At 61.4% G+C, this 18,216-nt stretch carries 17 protein-coding genes; 10 read left to right on the top strand and 7 right to left on the bottom strand.

Going from position 1 to position 18,216, the window contains the following annotated elements:
- Window positions 1-18: 18 nt before the first annotated feature.
- From GGQ85_RS14120 to gatC, 4 genes are read right to left on the bottom strand one after another with little or no spacing between them, the layout of a single operon-like run.
- Window positions 19-327: a hypothetical protein gene (locus tag GGQ85_RS14120; protein ID WP_309775039.1), complete on the bottom strand. Its 309-nt coding sequence runs from the start codon at window positions 325-327 to the stop codon at window positions 19-21.
- Window positions 318-1,796, bottom strand: a complete 1,479-nt coding sequence (gene gatA, locus GGQ85_RS14115; protein WP_309775038.1) for an Asp-tRNA(Asn)/Glu-tRNA(Gln) amidotransferase subunit GatA — start codon at window positions 1,794-1,796, stop codon at window positions 318-320. The genes GGQ85_RS14120 and gatA overlap by 10 nt, the downstream gene beginning before the upstream one ends.
- The gene (locus GGQ85_RS14110) at window positions 1,793-1,999 is read right to left on the bottom strand and encodes a hypothetical protein (protein ID WP_079447089.1); all 207 of its coding nucleotides are present in this window, start codon (window positions 1,997-1,999) and stop codon (window positions 1,793-1,795) included. Before GGQ85_RS14110 ends, gatA begins: the two co-directional genes overlap by 4 nt.
- Window positions 2,000-2,013: 14 nt before the next feature.
- Window positions 2,014-2,301, bottom strand: coding sequence for an Asp-tRNA(Asn)/Glu-tRNA(Gln) amidotransferase subunit GatC (gatC, locus tag GGQ85_RS14105; RefSeq protein ID WP_079447090.1), 288 nt, complete (start codon window positions 2,299-2,301; stop codon window positions 2,014-2,016).
- Between the two features lie 165 nt (window positions 2,302-2,466).
- Between gatC and ruvX the strand changes: the two genes are divergently transcribed.
- A complete protein-coding gene (gene ruvX / locus GGQ85_RS14100) occupies window positions 2,467-2,967 on the top strand; it encodes a Holliday junction resolvase RuvX (protein WP_309775037.1) in 501 nt (166 codons plus the stop codon).
- Here ruvX and GGQ85_RS14095 read toward each other — a convergent pair.
- On the bottom strand, window positions 2,958-3,752 hold the full coding sequence (locus tag GGQ85_RS14095) for a CPBP family intramembrane glutamic endopeptidase (protein ID WP_309775036.1): 795 nt from the start codon (window positions 3,750-3,752) through the stop codon (window positions 2,958-2,960). The two genes, ruvX and GGQ85_RS14095, sit on opposite strands and share 10 nt — an antisense overlap.
- A 15-nt stretch (window positions 3,753-3,767) precedes the next feature.
- Complete coding sequence (locus tag GGQ85_RS14090; RefSeq protein ID WP_309775034.1) at window positions 3,768-5,408, bottom strand: acyl-CoA dehydrogenase family protein; 1,641 nt, start codon at window positions 5,406-5,408, stop codon at window positions 3,768-3,770.
- Window positions 5,409-5,582: 174 nt separating this feature from the next.
- Here GGQ85_RS14090 and GGQ85_RS14085 point away from each other — a divergent pair, with 174 nt between their 5' ends.
- From GGQ85_RS14085 to dprA, 4 genes are all read left to right on the top strand, one after another.
- Window positions 5,583-6,536 (top strand): aspartate carbamoyltransferase catalytic subunit, encoded by a 954-nt coding sequence (locus tag GGQ85_RS14085; protein WP_309775033.1) that lies wholly within the window; start codon window positions 5,583-5,585, stop codon window positions 6,534-6,536.
- A 69-nt stretch (window positions 6,537-6,605) separates the two neighbouring features.
- On the top strand, window positions 6,606-7,907 hold the full coding sequence (locus GGQ85_RS14080) for a dihydroorotase (RefSeq protein ID WP_309775032.1): 1,302 nt from the start codon (window positions 6,606-6,608) through the stop codon (window positions 7,905-7,907).
- 161 nt (window positions 7,908-8,068) lie between these two features.
- Window positions 8,069-8,665 carry a glycerol-3-phosphate 1-O-acyltransferase PlsY gene (gene plsY / locus GGQ85_RS14075; RefSeq protein WP_079447096.1) on the top strand — a complete coding sequence of 199 codons (597 nt, stop codon included), beginning with the start codon at window positions 8,069-8,071 and terminating at the stop codon, window positions 8,663-8,665.
- 192 nt (window positions 8,666-8,857) lie between these two features.
- Entirely contained in the window at window positions 8,858-9,976 is a 1,119-nt protein-coding gene (gene dprA / locus GGQ85_RS14070) for a DNA-processing protein DprA (RefSeq protein WP_309775031.1), read from the top strand.
- Window positions 9,977-10,029: 53 nt separating this feature from the next.
- Here dprA and GGQ85_RS14065 read toward each other — a convergent pair whose 3' ends face one another.
- Window positions 10,030-11,295 carry a hypothetical protein gene (locus tag GGQ85_RS14065; protein ID WP_309775029.1) on the bottom strand — a complete coding sequence of 422 codons (1,266 nt, stop codon included), beginning with the start codon at window positions 11,293-11,295 and terminating at the stop codon, window positions 10,030-10,032.
- A gap of 256 nt (window positions 11,296-11,551) precedes the next feature.
- Here GGQ85_RS14065 and GGQ85_RS14060 point away from each other — a divergent pair, with 256 nt between their 5' ends.
- From GGQ85_RS14060 to GGQ85_RS14040, 5 genes are all read left to right on the top strand, one after another.
- Window positions 11,552-12,802 (top strand): cyclopropane fatty acid synthase, encoded by a 1,251-nt coding sequence (locus GGQ85_RS14060; RefSeq protein ID WP_309775028.1) that lies wholly within the window; start codon window positions 11,552-11,554, stop codon window positions 12,800-12,802.
- A gap of 311 nt (window positions 12,803-13,113) precedes the next feature.
- Window positions 13,114-14,604 carry a replicative DNA helicase gene (locus tag GGQ85_RS14055; RefSeq protein WP_309775027.1) on the top strand — a complete coding sequence of 497 codons (1,491 nt, stop codon included), beginning with the start codon at window positions 13,114-13,116 and terminating at the stop codon, window positions 14,602-14,604.
- A 123-nt stretch (window positions 14,605-14,727) separates the two neighbouring features.
- Window positions 14,728-15,915 carry an alanine racemase gene (gene alr / locus GGQ85_RS14050; RefSeq protein ID WP_309775026.1) on the top strand — a complete coding sequence of 396 codons (1,188 nt, stop codon included), beginning with the start codon at window positions 14,728-14,730 and terminating at the stop codon, window positions 15,913-15,915.
- An 18-nt stretch (window positions 15,916-15,933) separates the two neighbouring features.
- The gene (gene radA / locus GGQ85_RS14045; protein ID WP_309775025.1) at window positions 15,934-17,385 is read left to right on the top strand and encodes a DNA repair protein RadA; all 1,452 of its coding nucleotides are present in this window, start codon (window positions 15,934-15,936) and stop codon (window positions 17,383-17,385) included.
- A gap of 167 nt (window positions 17,386-17,552) precedes the next feature.
- Window positions 17,553-18,182 (top strand): CvpA family protein, encoded by a 630-nt coding sequence (locus tag GGQ85_RS14040; protein WP_309775024.1) that lies wholly within the window; start codon window positions 17,553-17,555, stop codon window positions 18,180-18,182.
- Window positions 18,183-18,216: the final 34 nt, after the last annotated feature.

Here is an 18,216-nt window from a genome sequence, read left to right as displayed (position 1 = left end):
CGACCACTCCCGAATGAGCTAGCCGCTTTGGCCGCCCAGCAATTCCGCGACGATCTGGTTCCACTCGTCCTCGGACGAACCTTTCGCAAACGGCTTGTCGGCGCGGCGATACCAGTAAGCGGCGTTGCCGATCTCGCGACCATCAAGCCGATGCAGATAGGCATGCACCCAAGCGGCCTCCGGCCCCACCAGCGGCTGCACGATGACGTGCGCCTTATTCCAGTCACCCTTGGCAGCCCACCACAACGCCGCAAGCTGTGGCGAAACACCCCCCGGCGGGGCCGCACTCGTCAGGCTGGCTTTGAAAGCATCTGGAGTCACCACCACACCTCGGGTTTAAAGCGCCCGGTAGCCTGCTCGATAATCGCGCCGAGCGAAAGCAGCGTCTCCTCGTCGAACGGCCGACCAATCAGTTGCAGTCCGAGCGGAAGTCCCTGAGTATCCTTGCCCGCAGGCACGGAAATACCCGGCAAGCCCGCCATGTTTGCCGTCACAGTGAAGATGTCGTTGAGATACATCTCGATCGGATCAGAGCCAGCCTTCTCGCCGATGCCGAAGGCGGCGGACGGCGTCGCCGGAGTGAGGATCGCGTCGACCCCCGCCGCATAGCAATCCTCGAAATCCTTTTTGATCAAGGTACGAACCTTTTGTGCGCGGAGATAATAGGCGTCGTAGTAACCCGCCGACAAAACATAGGTTCCGATCATGATGCGACGGCGGACCTCCGCGCCAAAGCCTATCGCACGCGTATTTTCATACATTTCCACAATGTTGTTACCCGCTGCACGGGCGCCGTAGCGGACGCCATCGTAGCGCGCGAGGTTTGAGGACGCCTCGGCCGGTGCGACGATGTAGTAAGCGGGCAGCGCGTATTTCGTGTGGGGCAGCGACACCTCCACAAGTTCGGCGCCAGCGGCTTTCAGCCAGTCGGCACCCTGCGACCACAGTTTATCGATTTCAGCGGGCATTCCGTCCAGCCGATACTCCCTGGGAAGGCCGATCTTCATTCCCTTGACGGATTTGCCGACCGCGGCTTCATAGTCAGGCACGGCACGATCGACTGAAGTGGTATCCTTCGGATCGTGGCCTGCCATGGAGCGCAGCAGAATCGCTGCGTCGCGGACGGTACGCGCAATCGGCCCCGCCTGATCGAGCGACGACGCAAACGCGACAATGCCCCAGCGGGAGCAACGCCCGTAGGTGGGCTTGATGCCGACGGTACCGGTGAAGGCTGCGGGCTGGCGGATGGAGCCGCCGGTATCGGTCGCGGTTGCGCCGAGACATAATCCGGCCGCCACCGCCGAAGCCGATCCGCCGGATGAGCCACCGGGCACCAGTTTCGCGTCGGAGGCTTGCCGCCGCCACGGATTGAGCACCGGACCGAAGCACGAGGTCTCGTTGGACGAACCCATCGCGAATTCATCATTGTTGAGCTTGCCAAGCATCACCGCGCCGTCACGCGTGAAGAGCTGCGACGTCACCGTGGATTCATAAGGCGGCTTGAAATCATCGAGGATTCGCGAACACGCCGTGGTCCGTGTGCCTTCCGTCGCAAACAGATCCTTCACGCCGAGCGGAAGGCCATTGAGCGGTCCGCCCTCGCCTTTGGCAATCCGCCCGTCGGCCTGGCGCGCCATCGCCCTCGCCTGCTCCGGCGTCTCGAGCACATAGGCGTTCAAGACGCGCGCCCGCTCCATCGCCGCAAGATGCGCGTCGGCCAGTTCGAGCGCGGTGAACGATTTGCCCGCGAGACCGTCACGAGCCTCGGCCAGCGTAAGCGAAGTCAAGTCTGTCATTTATCAACCGCGCTGCAAAAAAAAGGCGATAGGGTTCTGTCGTTCCTGGGGTCATCGGCAGGCGCCGTATCGTTTGCCTGAAGTCTTTCGAAAACGGTCTTCATCGCCTCGTCGGGATCGGCGGTGCGGCCCTCGCGCTCCATGGCGTCGAGGTAATCCATATAAGCCCGATACGACTTTTCATCGCCACAGAGCAGACACATCGAATCAAACCCTGCTATTCGACGACCTTCGGCACCAGAAAGAAGTGGTCATGAGTCACCGCCGCGTTGGCGACGATCTTGTCCGCGATCTCGCCGTCATTCACCAGGTCGGGCCGCATTTTCATCGCCATCGGCGTCACAGACGTCATCGGTTCGACACCGTCGACGTTCACTTCCTGCAACTGCTCAACGAAGGCAAGGATCGCGTTCAGTTCGCCCTGGAGATGGGGAACCTCGGTGTCATCGACCGCTATACGCGCGAGATGCGCGATGCGGCGGACGGTAGCGGCATCGACGGACATATTAGGCCCCCGCAGGCGTCTATCGTAAGGCATTGGCGCCCTACAAGCGTTACGCCTATAGCAGACCCGGCTTTCGCACCGCAACCATCCGTGATTGCCAAGGTCGCGCAAACGGTTCCTTAGCCCCCTTTTGCCCTGCCTGTCTTGCCCATGATATGCGGTCTCATGCCTGCATCCATTCTCCCGTTGATCGAAGCCGCCGCGCATTGGCCTGAGCGCGGAGCGCTTGTCGGACTCGATCTCGGCACCAAGACCATTGGCGTCGCGGTGTCCGATCCGGATCGTCGCCTCGCCACCGGCGTGGAAACCATCCAACGCAAGACGTTCACGGTCGATGCCGCGCGGCTTCTTGCCATTGCAAGCGAACGTCGTGCGGAAGGTTTCATTCTTGGACTGCCGATCAACATGGACGGCAGTGAGGGGCCACGCGCACAGTCGACCCGTGCTTTTGCGCGCAATCTGGCAAAACTCACCGATTTCGCAATCGGGCTATGGGACGAGCGACTCTCGACGGTCGCCGTCGAGCGCGAGTTGATCGGATTGGACATGAGCCGCGCAAAGCGCGCCAAGGTCATCGACGAGCATGCTGCAATCTTTATTCTGCAGGGTGCTTTGGACCGGCTTGCGGCGCAGCGGCGATCGTCCGAACCGGGTGATCACGGCTGATTGGCGAGCCATAACGTCTGTAGCGTCGCCGCGAGATTGTTGAGGCCATGCAGGATCACGGTCGGCCAGATCGAGCCGCTGAGGTATCGCAGGTAACCGAACAGCAATCCGATCGAAAAGATCTGCCCGAAGAAAAACCAGTCGTATTGAAGGTGCATCGCTGTCCATACCATCGATGACAGCAAGATCGCGCCGGTGGGGCGCAAGAACGACTCCGACCAGCCGCGATACAGGAATCCGCGCGTCAGAAATTCCTCGCTGACGGGCGCCACGACGCAAAATGAAATGACCAGAAGCCACAGCGCGCCATCGGCGCGGGCCGACTTTGCCACATCGACCATGAATGCAGCCGAACTTTCGTGTCCCACCGCATTGGATATTCCCTCCCAGCCGATGACAAGCACGACCATGGCGACGATGCCAAGCAGCAGGTAGCGCCACGAGGTCCAGCGCAGCGCGAGATAATCGGCGAACGGCACCCCCGACAGCCGGATCGCGATCCACAGCGCGAGCAGGGCCGCAGGCAGCCCCATGATGACCGATAGTGAGATGGTCAGACCTCCGCCGGCCAATTCCTTGACCTCGTCGAAACTGAACGGCGCACGATCGGTGATCAGGAAATAAGCAAGGACGGATAGCTGTCCTGCAAACATCGCGGCGAATACCACGATCCCCCAAAGGCTGGTGCCAAGAAATTTCCACGTTTGCGGGACGCGGGTCGGTGAAGGAGCCAACGCCGGCGGCGTCACAGGATCACTTTCGGGTATACTTACTCCGCTCGGCATTTGCTTACCCCCGATTCATGGCAGCGCCCGCTCTAGCAGATCGCGGCTTTGGGCGGCGGACAATTCGGCCGTTCCGAACAGGCGCCCATGCGTGCCGCCGAGCCGTGTCGTCGCAAACAGCGCGGCCTGATTTGGCGAGGTCCGGTTGAGCGCCGCGACCGCGGCCAGTTGCGCGAGCGTCTCCACCGCCTGGCGCGCGACGCGCTCACAGTCGGGCCGACGGAAAGTCTTGGCAAGAAATGCTACCGCTTCCGCCGCACCGGGCAAACCATTGGTATCCGCCACGAAATCTTCGAGCACGGCGACAGCCGCCTCGCCTTCGTGGGCCAGTGCCCGCAGCACGTCGAGGCACATCACGTTTCCGGACCCTTCCCAGATCGCGTTTACCGGCGCCTCGCGATAGTGACGAGGCAGAATATTCTCCTCGACATAGCCGTTTCCCCCCAGGCACTCCATCGCCTCATACAGAAAGCCCGGCGAGCTCTTGCAGATCCAATATTTCACCGCGGGCGTTAAAAGCCGCATCCATGTCGCCGCTTTCGGGTTAGACGGAGCTTCATCGCACGCGCGACACAGCCGCATCACCAATGCCAACGACGCTTCCACATGCAGCGCCATATCGGCAAGAACCGCATGCATCAAGGGCTGATCGACGAGACGTTTCTGGAACACGCTGCGATGACGTGTGTGATGCAGCGCATGTGCCAGCCCCGAGCGCATCAAGCCTACCGAGGCGATGGCGCAATCCTGCCGTGTTAACTGCACCATCTGGATGATGGTGCGAATGCCGTTTCCTTCGTCACCGACACGCCGGGCATAAGCCTCGATAAATTCCACTTCGGACGAAGCATTGGAGCGATTGCCGAGCTTGTCCTTCAGCCGCTGGAGATGAATCGTGTTGACTGAGCCGTCTGGACGGAAGCGTGGCATGAAAAAGCATGTCAGTCCGCCATCCGCCTGCGCCAGCACCAGGAACGCGTCGCACATCGGCGCCGACATGAACCACTTGTGACCGGTGATACGATAGGCGTCGCCATCGCGGACGGCGCGGGTCTGGTTGATGGACACGTCGGTGCCGCCCTGCTTCTCGGTCATGCCCATGCCCAGGGTGATGCCGCGCTTGGTCCACCACGGCGCAACCGACGGGTCGTAGCTGCGGGTCGCAATCACCGGCATCGTTTTCGCCAACATGTCCGGCTGCGCCGCGAGCGCCGCCACTGAAGCGCGGGTCATGGTGATCGGACAGAGATGTCCGGTCTCGACCTGCGCAGCCATATAGAATTTTGCTGCGCGCACCACTTCCGCCGCGCCGGCCGCGGGTTTGCCCTCGGCCGTCCAGGTGGAATTGTGGAGACCGGCATGAGCGCTGTTCGCTATCAGTTCGTGATAGGATGGATGGAATTCGACCTCGTCGCGCCGGTTACCGCGCGCATCGAACAGTCGCAGCTTCGGCGGGTTTTCGTTGGCCAGACGGCCGCGCGCGGCCATCGCCGCCGAGCCCCAATGCTTTCCGAACGCCTCCATTTCGTCGCGGGCTGTGGCTCCGCCGTTCGCAGCTGCCGCCTCCGCCAACGGACGGTCGAGCGTAAATAGATCAACGTCCTCGAACGGCGGCGACTGGTTGAAGACCTCGTGCGTCCTGAATGGTTGCGTCATGAACCACCTCCGCCGGCGCTGATGCCCATGCGACTTTATGCCGGAACCGCGGCGAGTTCACGCCGACGGGTCTTCGCTTCGTTTACCGTGACCTCCGCTTCGGCGGGGGATAACCTGCCTGCGCGCTGTTCGGCCTTGCCCGACGGGGTAACTCTGCCTATAGCTCTGGCTTTAATGACATCGCCAGCCAAATCGAGCTTTGTCCTCGGACACCGGCATCTGCTGGGCATCGAGGGCCTTTCCGTCGCCGACATTACCGGCCTCCTCGACCTTTCCGAAGAATACGTCGAATTGAACCGCCAGGTGGACAAGAAACGAACCTCCTTGCGCGGGCGCACCCAGATCAACCTGTTCTTCGAGGCTTCGACCCGCACCCAGTCGTCATTCGAGATCGCCGGCAAGCGGCTCGGCGCCGACGTGATGAATATGTCGGTATCGTCAATGTCGACTCGCAAGGGGGAGACGCTGGTCGATACCGCGATGACGCTCAACGCCATGCACCCGGACATTCTGGTGATGCGACATTCAGCTTCCGGCGCGGTGGAGCTTCTGGCGCGCAAGGTTGACGGTTCCGTCATCAATGCCGGCGATGGCGCCCACGAACATCCTACCCAGGCGCTGTTGGATGCCCTGACCATCCGCCGCAACAAAGGACGGCTGGAGGGACTTCTGGTCGCGATTTGCGGCGACGTGCTCCACTCGCGCGTCGCGCGCTCCAATATCATCCTGCTCAACGCCATGGGCGCGCGGGTCCGCGTCGTTGCACCCTCCACGCTGCTGCCACCGGGCATCGAGCGCATGGGCGTCGAAGTCGCCCGCAATATGCGCGAGGGGCTGGACGGCGCAGACATCGTGATGATGCTCCGGCTGCAACGCGAACGGATGAGCGGCTCGTTCGTGCCGTCGAGTTCCGAGTACTTCCATTATTACGGCCTCGACCAGAAAAAGCTCGCATACGCCAAACCTGACGCGCTGGTCATGCATCCGGGGCCGATGAATCGCGGCGTTGAGATTGATTCAATCGTCGCGGACGGCACGCAGTCTCTGATCCGCGAACAAGTGGAAATGGGCGTAGCGGTGCGGATGGCAGTGCTGGAGGCGCTGGCGAGGAATCTGCCGAATGCATGAACCCGACCGTTCCGGCCGATTTGCAGGGCGAGCATTAGCGAGCGCTCTCGATTTGCGAAGGTGCAGCACATGCTAAGCGGTCACCGCCCCGTCCTGCTCGCCAACGCTCGCATCGTCGACCCTGCCCTCGATCTCGATGGCCCTGGGGATGTGCTCATCACTGACGAGGTCGTTCGTGACGCGCGCCACGGCATCGGCGCCGCAGGCGTGCCCGAAGGCACCGACATCATCGACTGTGCCGGCAAGATCGTCGCGCCCGGCCTGATCGACATACGCGCTTTCGTCGGCGAGCCGGGTGCCGGCCATCGCGAAACCTTTGCATCCGCGAGCCGCGCCGCCGCTGCCGGCGGGATCACCACCATTGTCTGCCAGCCTGACACTTCGCCGGTGATCGACAATTCCGCAACCGTCGATTTCGTGCTGCGCCGCGCGCGGGACACCGCGATCGTCAACATTCATCCGATGGCGGCGCTGACCAAGGGTCTTGCCGGCAAGGAAATGACCGAGATCGGCCTCTTGAAGGAGGCAGGCGCGGTCGCCTTCACCGATGGCGCCCGCAGCGTGATGAACGCCGGGGTAATGCGCCGCGCCCTCACCTATGCCCGCGATTTCGACGCGCTGATCGTCCATCACACCGAAGATGCCTTTTTGGTCGGCGAAGGCGTCATGAATGAAGGTGAGTTATCTGCCCGTCTCGGATTGACGGGCGTCCCGACGGCCGCGGAAGCGGTGGTTCTGGAGCGCGACATGCGGCTCGTGGGACTCACCGGCGGCCGTTACCATGCGGCGTCGCTCACCTGCGCGGAATCTCTCGATATTCTCCATCGCGCGCGCGAGGCCGGACTTCCTGTCACCGCGTCCGCGTCAATCAATCATCTGACTCTAAATGAAAACGATATCGGTCCATACCGCACGTTTCTGAAGTTGTCGCCGCCACTGCGCGGCGAGGATGACCGCCGCGCGCTGGTCGCGGCGCTGGCGTCAGGCCTGATCGATGTGGTGATGTCCGACCATAACCCGCAGGACGTGGAAACCAAGCGCCTGCCTTTCGCGGAAGCTGTGTCCGGCGCGATAGGGTTAGAAACCATGCTGACGGCGGCGCTGCGGCTTGTACACAACGGGGAACTCGATATCAAAACCCTGATCCGGGCAATGTCGACGCGGCCCGCAGAATTGCTGGGTTTGCCGGGTGGATCATTACAACCGGGCGCACCCGCCGATGTGATCGTGATCGATCCTGACGTCCCCTGGATTCTCGATCCCGCCGATCTCAAATCGCAATGCAAGAATACGCCATTTGACGAGTCGCGCTTCCTGGGCCGTGTCGTCCGCACAATCGTCGGCGGACGCACGGTTTTCGAACACGTCTGACGCCACAATAAGGGCGGCCAGCGAAGGTATCCGAACCAAGGAACACCCGCTGCGCAGGCGGATGGACGCGAACCTCATTCTCTACCTTGACATGTCGGTTATGGCGCGATGACGCCGATCTATGGTTTACATCTGCGAAGTGAAGCCCGGAGCCCCTCACGATGTCTTCTTCCATCATTGCCGTGATCGCCTTCGTCTTCGGCTACCTGTTCGGCTCAGTCCCGTTCGGGATGATTTTGACGCGGCTCGCCGGAACGCAAGATCTGCGTTCGGTCGGCTCCGGCAATATCGGTGCAACCAACGTGCTGCGGACCGGACACAAGCGACTCGCCGCGGCAACGCTTGTTGGAGATATGCTCAAGGGCACTGCCGCCGTACTTGTTGCAGGATCGCTATGGGGGCCTGCGGCCGCCATGGCTGCGGCACTCGGTGCGTTTCTCGGCCACCTTTTTCCGGTGTGGCTGAAATTCCACGGCGGCAAGGGCGTCGCAACCTATATCGGGGTACTGCTGGGCCTGTGCTGGGCGACAGCGCTCGCCTTCTGCGCGATCTGGCTGCTCGTGGCGTTCACGACACGCTACTCGTCACTATCGGCACTCATCGCCAGTCTGCTCACGCCGCTGCTGTTGTGGTGGCTCGGACACCCGCAGCAAGCGCTGCTGTTTGCGGTGCTGACCGTGCTGTTGTGGTTTAAACACCGCGACAACATCCGGCGTCTTTCCGCGGGCAGCGAAGGCAGGATCGGCGCGAAAGCGTAACGGCGATCTGGGATCAAGTTGATCAACGCCGCATCCAAGGTTGCTCCCTCGCGACAACTTGGGCAAAGCTCACCTGGAGCATTTCCGCTTTTTACTGATTGGGAGCGAGCTCCAGTTTGTTGTTTTGACGCGTTTTCTTCACGCGAACCGGTATCCACTTCGCTCGAAAACGCTCTAGCTTTGGGGGCAGGCGTGGACATCCGGAATCCAGACAGGCGGCTGAACGAAGCGCAGCGGATCGATTGGCTGCGGCTTATCCGGTCCGAAAACGTCGGGCCTCGGACCTTTCGTTCCCTCGTGAACCATTTCGGCAGCGCCCGTGAGGCCCTCATCCGGCTACCCGATCTGGCGCGGCGTGGCGGAGCTTCGCGTCCCGGCCGGCTTTGTGCGGAAGCCGAGGCGCGGAACGAGTTGGCGGCTGCCCGGCGGATCGGCGTCAGTTTGCTAGCGCCAGGAGAGGCCGGCTATCCCCCGCACCTTGCAATGATCGACGACGCGCCGCCACTGCTTGGTGTGCGCGGCAACCTCGATGTCATGGAGCGCCCCATGATCGCGATCGTCGGCTCACGCAATGCATCCGGCGCCGGTCACAAGTTCGCGCAAACGCTGGCGCATAATCTCGGCGATGCCGGTTTCGTCATCGTATCGGGACTGGCACGCGGCATCGATCAGGCGGCGCATCGTGCAAGCCTGGCACGCGGTACTGTCGCAGTGCTTGCCGGTGGCCACGACCGTATCTATCCGTCGGAGCATGAGGACCTGCTAGCGGCAATACTGGAAGGCGGCGGCGCGATTTCTGAAATGCCGATGGGGCATGTGCCACGAGCCCGTGATTTCCCGCGGCGCAACCGCCTGATCTCGGGCGCTGCGATCGGTGTTGTCGTGGTCGAGGCCGCGCATCGATCTGGCTCACTGATCACCGCCCGCATCGCCGCCGAGCAAGGCCGCGAGGTTTTCGCCGTGCCGGGCTCGCCGCTCGATCCTCGTGCTGCTGGCACTAACGATCTTATCAAGCAGGGCGCGACTCTGATTACCGAGGCATCCGACGTCATCAATGCCGTCCGGCCGATCTTGAGACGGCCGGTCGATCTACCCGCTGAAGAACCGGAGCACGAGAGCACCTGGACCGAAGAGCCTGCCGCAAGCGACCGTGCGCGCATCGTCGCCTTGCTTGGTCCCGCGCCGATTGGGCTCGACGATCTGATTCGGTTGGCGGATGCCCCACCGGCCGTCGTGCGCACGGTCCTGCTTGAACTGGAACTGGCCGGACGACTGGAGCGCCATGGCGGCGGTTTGGTATCAATGATCTGACGGTCTGTTCGACTCGATTCGAAGTTGCAGCGATCGTAGCGTCTTCAAAGCGACTACTGGATGGGAGCCGATGGCGGCGGCGCGGACCAAGAAGCCGCGGGCTCCAATGGCGGCGATGCCGGCTCCGTCCTAGGCGAAGCTGATGGCGACGGCGCTGCGGAGGTCGATGGCGACGATACGGCGACAGAGTCGGAGGGAGCTGGCGCAAGCGTGGAACTCGCTGCTTCCGACGGCGGCAGGGCTTCGCTCTTGCCGACCTTCGGCGCAGGCGTCACCGCCGGAACGGGATCGGCGCGCAGAGGCACCGTTTTGGGTTCACCGAAAGGCGCAGCATCGGTCGGAGTGCTGTCCGCCTTGCTACTTGCGGCGCTGGGTTTCTCGGCTTCAGATTTATCAACGCCAGGTTTTCCCGTTTCGCTTCTACCGACGTCGGCCTTATCGCTCTCGGATTTGGCTGGATCAGGCTTCGATGCGTCCGGCTTGACCGCTTGCGGCTTTGCGGCTTGCTCCAGAGCAGGCTGTTTCTCGTCGGCCTGTTTCTTGGCAGGCTCCGTTTTTGGCGCTTCGTCCTTGACCGTCTTTTCTTCGGCTGCTTCTTTCTTGCCGGGCTGCGCCTTGGGCGTCTGTCCGTTAGCTGGTTCTTCCTTAACCGCTTCTTTTTCCTTGGCTGGCGTCACGTCGGACGGTTCAGTCTTCGCCGTCTCGGGCTTCGTCGCAGCGTCGCTCGGAGACGCGCCCTGCCCCGCGGCGCCAGCTTTCGTCGATTCGTCCGGGGCCGGCTTGCTTTGCTTGCTGAGCTTTTTCCTGTCTCGAGGCTTCCGCCTATCCTGCTGACTGGCCTCCTCCGAAGCCGGTCTCGCAGTCTCGGGATTCTCGGCGGCCGGCCGCATGATGCGCCTTCCATACCGGTCCTTACCTGCCTGTGGTTCATTCTGCGCGGAAGGATCAGGCTGCGCCGCCTGGGGAAGCGGCCTCCTGCCCTGTCCCTCCGCCTGCCTCGGTTCCGGTCTCACATCACCCGGAGATAACCTGGGTCGTTCAGGGCGGGACCGCTGATCGGTCGCGCCTCTGGAAATCAGATAGGCACTAAGCATCCCGGCCATGTCGGGGCCGGTGGTATAATGCTGGCGCAGGAAGCCTGGCAACGATCCGGGCGGTACCGTCCTGAGTAGCCCGCGCACCGCTTTGTGGCAGGAGGCGCAGTTCCCCGAAAACATCTGGGCAGCCGACTTTCCTGCCTCGAGATTTTGCGCTCCGGCATCACCCGCGAAAACAACGATCATAAGCATCGTCGCTAAACTGAGCGCTCGGCTCGACATTCTCATCCTCCGGGTGCGGAAATTGCGCGGCCGCCGCGGCGGCACACCTTTTAGCTCATTATGCTGCGAATGGAAGCGTAGAGATGAATGTAAACACATGACCGCAGCTCGATTCCGGATATCGGCCTTGCGATCAGAACATTGGTGAACCGGCTTCCGCGACATTATTATTATTAATTATTATTGCTGATGGAACTTGGACGCCATTCCCAGACGTTATGGCGGCTGATGCGTCCTCGTGATGATGGTGGTTTCGATGGACCGTTTATTACGGTTTTTTCTGAACCAATTTATCCGGCGCGGCTCGATCACATTCGTAACCGCGAGCGGTATGGCCTTCACTTGCGGCGATGGCACCGGGGAACCGGTTCGGGTCCGGCTGACCACGAAAGACGTCGCACGCCAGCTTCTGCTCGATCCTGAAATGTCTTTCGGCGAGGCCTACACCGACGGCACAATGCTCGTCGAACGGGGATCGGTTGCCGACGTTCTGGCGATCATCCTCGACCAGCCCGACATCATGCCGCGCTGGGCGAAGCTGCAATGGTGGCTCCGCTATCTTGTCCGCAACTTCCAGCAATTCAATCCTCGCGGACGTTCCATAAACAACGTCTCGCGCCATTACGATCTCGACGGCCGTCTCTACTCACTGTTTCTCGATGCCGACAAACAATACAGTTGTGCGTATTTCGAAACTCCGGACATGACGCTGGACGACGCCCAGCTTGCAAAGAAGCGGCATATCACCGCCAAGATTCTGGTCGAGCGCGGCCACAACGTCCTCGATATCGGCTCGGGCTGGGGCGGCCTCAGCCTTTATCTCGCGGAAATGACTGGCGCCAACGTCACCGGCATCACGCTTTCGACCGAACAACTTCAGGTGTCGAAAGCCCGCGCGGCTGAGAACAACATGACGCGGTCGACGAAATTCCTGCTCCAGGATTATCGCGATATTCCCGGATCGTTCGATCGCATCGTATCTGTCGGGATGTTCGAGCATGTCGGCGTCGACCACTACGATACCTTTTTCAAACGTTGCGCCGAGCTGCTTGAACCCGACGGCATAATGCTGCTGCATTCGATCGGCCGTTCCGAGGGCCCGGGCATTACCAATCCCTGGATCGCGAAGTACATCTTTCCGGGCGGCTACATCCCCGCGCTGTCCGAAGTCCTGTCAGCCATCGAGGGCGCCGGACTGCTCGTCTGCGACATCGAAATCCTGCGTCTGCACTATGCAGAGACGCTGAACGCATGGCGCGAGCGCTTCATGGCGAGACGCGAAGAAGCCGTGTGGCTCTACGATGAGCGGTTCGCGCGCATGTGGGAGTTTTATTTGGCAGCATCGGAAATGTCGTTCCGGAAGCAGAACCTGATGAATTTCCAAGTTCAGATCACGAAACGGCAAGGCACCGTGCCTATGACGCGCGATTATATCCAATGTGGGGAAGCGAAACTGCGCAATCTTGAGCAAAAACAGCGGCCGCGGTTTCAAATCGCCGGCGAATGAGCCGCTTCAAATCGGGAAATTTCAGTTTCGAAGGCTAAGTGCGATCCTTAGTGCTGTGAATATAGGCCGATATGCAAAGTCGCTCCGTCATCCATTCGAAGTTTCGTTTTGAGCGTCAGCCCGGCTCGGCGAGTCGGACGGAGATTTGTCGCTGGCGACAGTCAAGTTCCTTGCATTTTCGACTCAAGTTTCATTCAAGGTCATGTGGGAATCGGGCATAAGGGGCAGAACCTTGCTTTCGCCGTCCACCGGAGCGGCGCTTTATGCGGGGCCTGTATCCCACAAATAATCCAGGTCAGAATCCGAAAGCCATGGCTGATTCGAACATCCTGAAGCTTGCGCCTGACGCGACGACACCAGCCTATCGCACCCCGCCGCACAACATCGAAGCGGAGTGCGGCCTTCTCGGCGCCATTCTGGTCAACAACGACGCATTTTACAGGGTTTCGGATTTCCTTGAGCCGAAGCACTTTTTCCACTCGATGCATCGGACCATCTTTGAAACCGCAGGCAGCCTGATCCGCGCTGGCAAGATCGCAACGCCTGTCACGGTCAAGACGTTCGTTCCCGCTGAAACCGATATCGGCGGAATGACCGTAAGTCAGTACCTCGCCCGTCTGGCGGCGGAAGCGACCACGATCATCAACGCCCTGCATTACGGACGCACAATCTATGAGCAGGCGTTACGCCGCGACCTGATTCACATCGGCGAGGACATGGTCAACGTCGCCTACGACGCGCCGGTCGATTTCGCGCCGCGAGCGCAGATTGAGGACGCCGAGCGCCGACTCTACGAGCTGGCCGAATCCGGCCGCTATGAAGGCGGCTTCCAGAAATTCTCGCAGGCGATGAAGATCGCACTCGACATGGCGGCCAACGCCTACCGCCGCGATGGAAAGCTTTCCGGCATCGCGACGGGCCTGCGCGATCTCGACTCGAAAATGGGCGGATTGCAGCAGTCCGACCTGATCATCGTGGCCGGCAGGCCGGGCATGGGCAAGACCGCGCTCGCGACCAACATCGCCTACAACATTGCCAAGACTCATGAGTCGGAGCTTCAGCCTGACGGCACGATGAAGACCGTCAATGGCGGGATCGTGGGCTTCTTCTCCTGCGAAATGTCGGCGGAGCAACTGGCGACTCGTATTCTCGCCGAGCAGACCTGCATTCCCTCGAGCAATATTCGGCGCGGCGGCATCACTGAAAACGATTTCGAGAAGATCCGCGATCACACCATCGAGCTGGAGCACCTGCCGCTCTTCGTCGACGAAACCGGCGGCCTTTCGATTTCACAACTGACCGCGCGAGCCCGCCGTCTGAAGCGGCAGAGAGGGCTCGACGTCTTGGTGATCGACTACATCCAGCTTCTGCTGGGTAGCGGCAAGCGCAGCGACAACCGCGTGCAGGAAGTCACCGAAATCACCACCAGCCTGAAAGCGCTGGCGAAGGAGCTGAACGTTCCGATCATCGCGCTGTCGCAATTGTCGCGTCAGGTCGAAAATCGCGACGACAAGCGCCCGCAACTCTCAGATTTGCGCGAATCAGGCTCGATCGAACAGGACGCCGATGTCGTGATGTTCGTCTATCGCGAAGAGTATTACCTCCAGAACAAGGAGCCTCGGCCCGGCACGCCTGAACATGAGAAATGGCAACTCGAGATGCATCTGGTGCACGGCAAAGCCGAAGTCATCATCGGCAAGCAGCGCCATGGGCCGACCGGCACCGTCGAACTACAGTTCGAAGGCCAGTTCACCCGCTTCAGCGACCTCGCACATGACGGTCACCTGCCCGAACGCATCTAGCGTCGATTCCGACAGTCGCCTCACGATGCGGCGCGCTACAATATGAGCAGGCTCGATTTACAGCCTTTCCAAGCATACGACTCGCGCTGTTGAACCGCCGCACAGCCGAGCGTACCATGCGGCATGAATCTCATGCCCGATTCCAAAATGACCTCCAGCAGCGTGCCCGCCGATGCCGGCGCGGCTATTGCGACGGCTGCGGCGATCGGCACCCTCACCGTCGATCTGGACGCCATAGTCGCCAACTGGCGCAAGCTCGAAAAGACCGCGGTGCCCGCCGAATGTGCGGGGGTGGTCAAGGCCGACGCTTACGGCTGTGGAGCCCGACCCGTGGTGCGCGCGCTGAGCGCCGCCGGATGCAAAACGTTTTTCGTTGCCACGCTCGATGAGGCGCGCGTGGTGCGCGGTGCCGCGGCCGGGGCCGACATCTATGTGCTGGACGGCTTCTTTCAGAATTGCGGTGACGCTTTCGCGGCAATCAATTGCCGGCCCGTGATCGGCGATCTCAACGAACTTGCGGAATGGGACGTGTTTTGCCGCCGTACCGGCTGGGCGGGCGGCGCTGCCATCCACATCGACACCGGCATGAACCGCCTCGGTCTCACGATCGATGAAGCGCAAGGCATCCTTCCAAGGATCGACGCTGGCGATCATGGTATCACACTGGTGATGAGTCATCTGGCGTGCGCGGAAAGCCTCCATCATCCTCTCAATGCCAGTCAGGTCGCGGCGTTTCGGGAGACCGCCAGGCTGTTTTCCGGCGTTCCGTCTTCGCTGGCGAACTCGTCTGGTATTTTTCTCGGGCCGCAATATCAATTTGACTTGGTGCGTCCGGGCGCCGCGCTCTACGGCGTCAACCCCACGCCGGAAGCCACCAATCCGATGCAGCCGGTGGTCGAGTTGAAGGCGCGGATCTTGCAGACCCGCTCGATCGACAAAGGCGAAAGCGTCGGCTACGGCGCGACGTGGACCGCGCGGCGACCGACCCGGCTTGCCGTTGTCTCGGCGGGATACGCCGACGGATATTTCCGTGCCGGCGGCAGCAATGACGGTACACGCGGAGCCGACGTCGTTGTCGCCGGAACGCGATGCCCGGTAGCAGGCCGGATTTCCATGGACCTGTTGGCGGTCGACATCACCGACCTGCCATCTCACGCGGGAGTCCGGCGCGGCCATCTGGCGACGCTCATCGGCGAAGGCATCACCGTGGACGAACTCGCTCACTATTTCGGCACCATCGGTTACGAGGTGCTGACCAGCCTGGGCGGCCGCTACAACCGAATCTACAAGGGCGGTCCAGCCGAGTCGTGAGCTAGCGTCGATCACAGAATGCCCAAATCCGTCCTCTCCTTCGTCTGCCAGAACTGCGGCGCGGCCTATAACCGCTGGCAGGGCAAGTGCGACGCTTGCGGCGAGTGGAATACGCTGGCCGAGGAGGACGTAACCGGCGCGACGACGATGCCGGTCAGCATCCGCTCCAAGCGCAAGGGCCGATTGTTCACACTGGAAACGCTAACGGGTAAGACGCAGGATGCGCCGCGCCTCTCCTCCGGCATGACTGAGCTCGATCGCGTCACCGGCGGCGGCTTTGTCCGCGGCTCGGTGCTGCTGGTCGGCGGCGACCCGGGGATCGGCAAATCGACTTTACTCACGCAAGCGACGAGCCTGCTGGCGCGCGCCGGCCATCGCGCCGTCTATATCTCCGGTGAGGAAGCGGTCGCGCAAGTGCGATTGCGCGCCGAACGCCTTGGGCTTGCCGACGCACCGGTGCAACTGGCAGCGGAAACCTCTGTTGAAGATATCGTCGCCACTCTGTCCGAAGGGTCGGTGCCGCGCCTTGTGGTGATCGACTCGATCCAGACCATGTGGACCGACACGGTGGAATCCGCGCCGGGAACCGTAACCCAGGTGCGCGCTTCGGCGCAGGCCCTCATTCGTTTCGCAAAAAAGTCCGGGGCGGCGCTGATTCTGGTGGGCCACGTCACCAAGGACGGCCAGATCGCTGGCCCCCGCGTGGTCGAGCACATGGTCGACGCCGTGCTGTCGTTCGAAGGTGAAGGCTCTCAACAATTCCGTATTCTGCGAGCGGTGAAGAACCGGTTCGGCCCTACCGACGAGATCGGCGTCTTCGAGATGACAGGACTCGGCTTGCGCGAAGTCTCCAATCCGTCCGAACTGTTCCTGTCGGAACGTGATCTCGGTAGTCCGGGCACGGCGGTCTTCGCGGGCATCGAGGGCACCAGGCCGGTGCTGGTGGAACTACAGGCATTGGTGGCTCCGACCTCGCTCGGCACACCGCGGCGCGCCGTCGTCGGTTGGGATTCGAGCCGGTTGTCCATGGTGCTGGCGGTTCTCGAAGCTCACTGCGGGGTCAAGCTCTCGGGTCACGACGTTTATTTCAATGTGGCGGGTGGTCTGCGAATCAACGAGCCAGCCGCCGATCTTGCCGCGGCTGCGGCGCTCGTGTCTTCACTGACAAACGCCCAACTCCCGACCGACGCGGTCTATTTCGGCGAGATTTCGCTATCTGGCGCGGTCAGACCGGTGGCCCAAACCTCGGCACGGCTGAAAGAAGCCGCCAAGCTCGGATTCGGACGTGCCGTGCTGCCGGAATCGGCCCGTGGAGACGTCGGCGGCGATGCTGGCCTGTCGCTCAATACCGTCGCCGGATTGACGACGCTGGTGGCGGATATCGCAGCGCGCGGACAAAGCCGCTCTGGCAAGGCCACCGAGCCGGAGAAAAATGCCACACCTGCCCGATTCCGTCGTCAGGACGGCTAAAGCGGCGTGACCTTGCGACCGCCCGCCGCTATACATTCGGCGGCCGCAAGGCCAATGATAGTGTTGTGCGAAAATGTCCCTGCTGGACGCGCTGTATGATCATCTGCGAGACCAGCAATAAGCAACGATTCGTGGTTTGAGATTTTACGAGCGGACCTGACCAGCCGATGCCGATAACCATCCTCGACCTCGTTCTGCTAGCCGTAATGCTGATTTCGGGGCTGCTGGCGATGATCCGCGGCTTCATGCGCGAAATTCTGTCGATTGCCTCGTGGGGCATAGCCGCGCTGGCCACCCTTTACTCGTTCCAGAAGCTCCTGCCGTTCGCCAAGAATTATATTAACAACGATACGATCGCGGCTGCCGCCGTCATCGGTGGCGTTTTCATCGGCACCTTGATCGTGATTTCCCTCATCACGACACGCATTTCCGACATGGTCCTCGATTCCAGGATCGGCGCACTCGACCGTACCCTTGGTTTCCTGTTCGGACTGGCGCGGGGTCTGCTGATCGTCGTGGTTGCCTTCCTGTTTTTCACCTGGCTGGTTCCGGACAAGCAGCGGCCCGATTGGGTCACGGCGGCAAAATCGCTCACGGTGCTCAACTCCACTGGCGTCTGGCTACAGTCGCTCTTGCCGGACGATCCCGAGAACACCATTTTAAACAAGCTCAAGAAGAATAAGCCCGAAGAGGAGCAGCCGGATGCGGAACCTACGTCACCGGGTTCCGAGGGCTATTCCAAACCTGCCCGAGACGGCCTGCAAAAGCTGATCGACGGCAAACCGGCGGAACAGTAGTTAGAACGCGGACTTGACGTTCACGACTTATTCA

It is taken from the genome of Nitrobacter vulgaris (genome assembly GCF_031453995.1).
GTDB classification, from domain to species: Bacteria; Pseudomonadota; Alphaproteobacteria; order Rhizobiales; family Xanthobacteraceae; genus Nitrobacter; species Nitrobacter vulgaris.
The sequence above is the reverse complement of the archived record's forward strand: the minus strand, read 5'-3'. Positions and strand labels throughout refer to the sequence as shown.

Coding starts and splice junctions, on each gene's coding strand:
- gatA (WP_309775038.1), bottom strand. CDS start 1,796: ATGACAGACTTGACTTCGCTTACGCTGGCCGAGGCTCGTGACGGTCTC.
- GGQ85_RS14110 (WP_079447089.1), bottom strand. CDS start 1,999: ATGTGTCTGCTCTGTGGCGATGAAAAGTCGTATCGGGCTTATATGGAT.
- gatC (WP_079447090.1), bottom strand. CDS start 2,301: ATGTCCGTCGATGCCGCTACCGTCCGCCGCATCGCGCATCTCGCGCGT.
- ruvX (WP_309775037.1), top strand. CDS start 2,467: ATGCCTGCATCCATTCTCCCGTTGATCGAAGCCGCCGCGCATTGGCCT.
- GGQ85_RS14095 (WP_309775036.1), bottom strand. CDS start 3,752: ATGCCGAGCGGAGTAAGTATACCCGAAAGTGATCCTGTGACGCCGCCG.
- GGQ85_RS14090 (WP_309775034.1), bottom strand. CDS start 5,408: ATGACGCAACCATTCAGGACGCACGAGGTCTTCAACCAGTCGCCGCCG.
- GGQ85_RS14085 (WP_309775033.1), top strand. CDS start 5,583: ATGACATCGCCAGCCAAATCGAGCTTTGTCCTCGGACACCGGCATCTG.
- GGQ85_RS14080 (WP_309775032.1), top strand. CDS start 6,606: ATGCTAAGCGGTCACCGCCCCGTCCTGCTCGCCAACGCTCGCATCGTC.
- plsY (WP_079447096.1), top strand. CDS start 8,069: ATGTCTTCTTCCATCATTGCCGTGATCGCCTTCGTCTTCGGCTACCTG.
- GGQ85_RS14065 (WP_309775029.1), bottom strand. CDS start 11,295: ATGTCGAGCCGAGCGCTCAGTTTAGCGACGATGCTTATGATCGTTGTT.
- GGQ85_RS14060 (WP_309775028.1), top strand. CDS start 11,552: ATGGACCGTTTATTACGGTTTTTTCTGAACCAATTTATCCGGCGCGGC.
- GGQ85_RS14055 (WP_309775027.1), top strand. CDS start 13,114: ATGGCTGATTCGAACATCCTGAAGCTTGCGCCTGACGCGACGACACCA.
- alr (WP_309775026.1), top strand. CDS start 14,728: ATGAATCTCATGCCCGATTCCAAAATGACCTCCAGCAGCGTGCCCGCC.
- radA (WP_309775025.1), top strand. CDS start 15,934: ATGCCCAAATCCGTCCTCTCCTTCGTCTGCCAGAACTGCGGCGCGGCC.
- GGQ85_RS14040 (WP_309775024.1), top strand. CDS start 17,553: ATGCCGATAACCATCCTCGACCTCGTTCTGCTAGCCGTAATGCTGATT.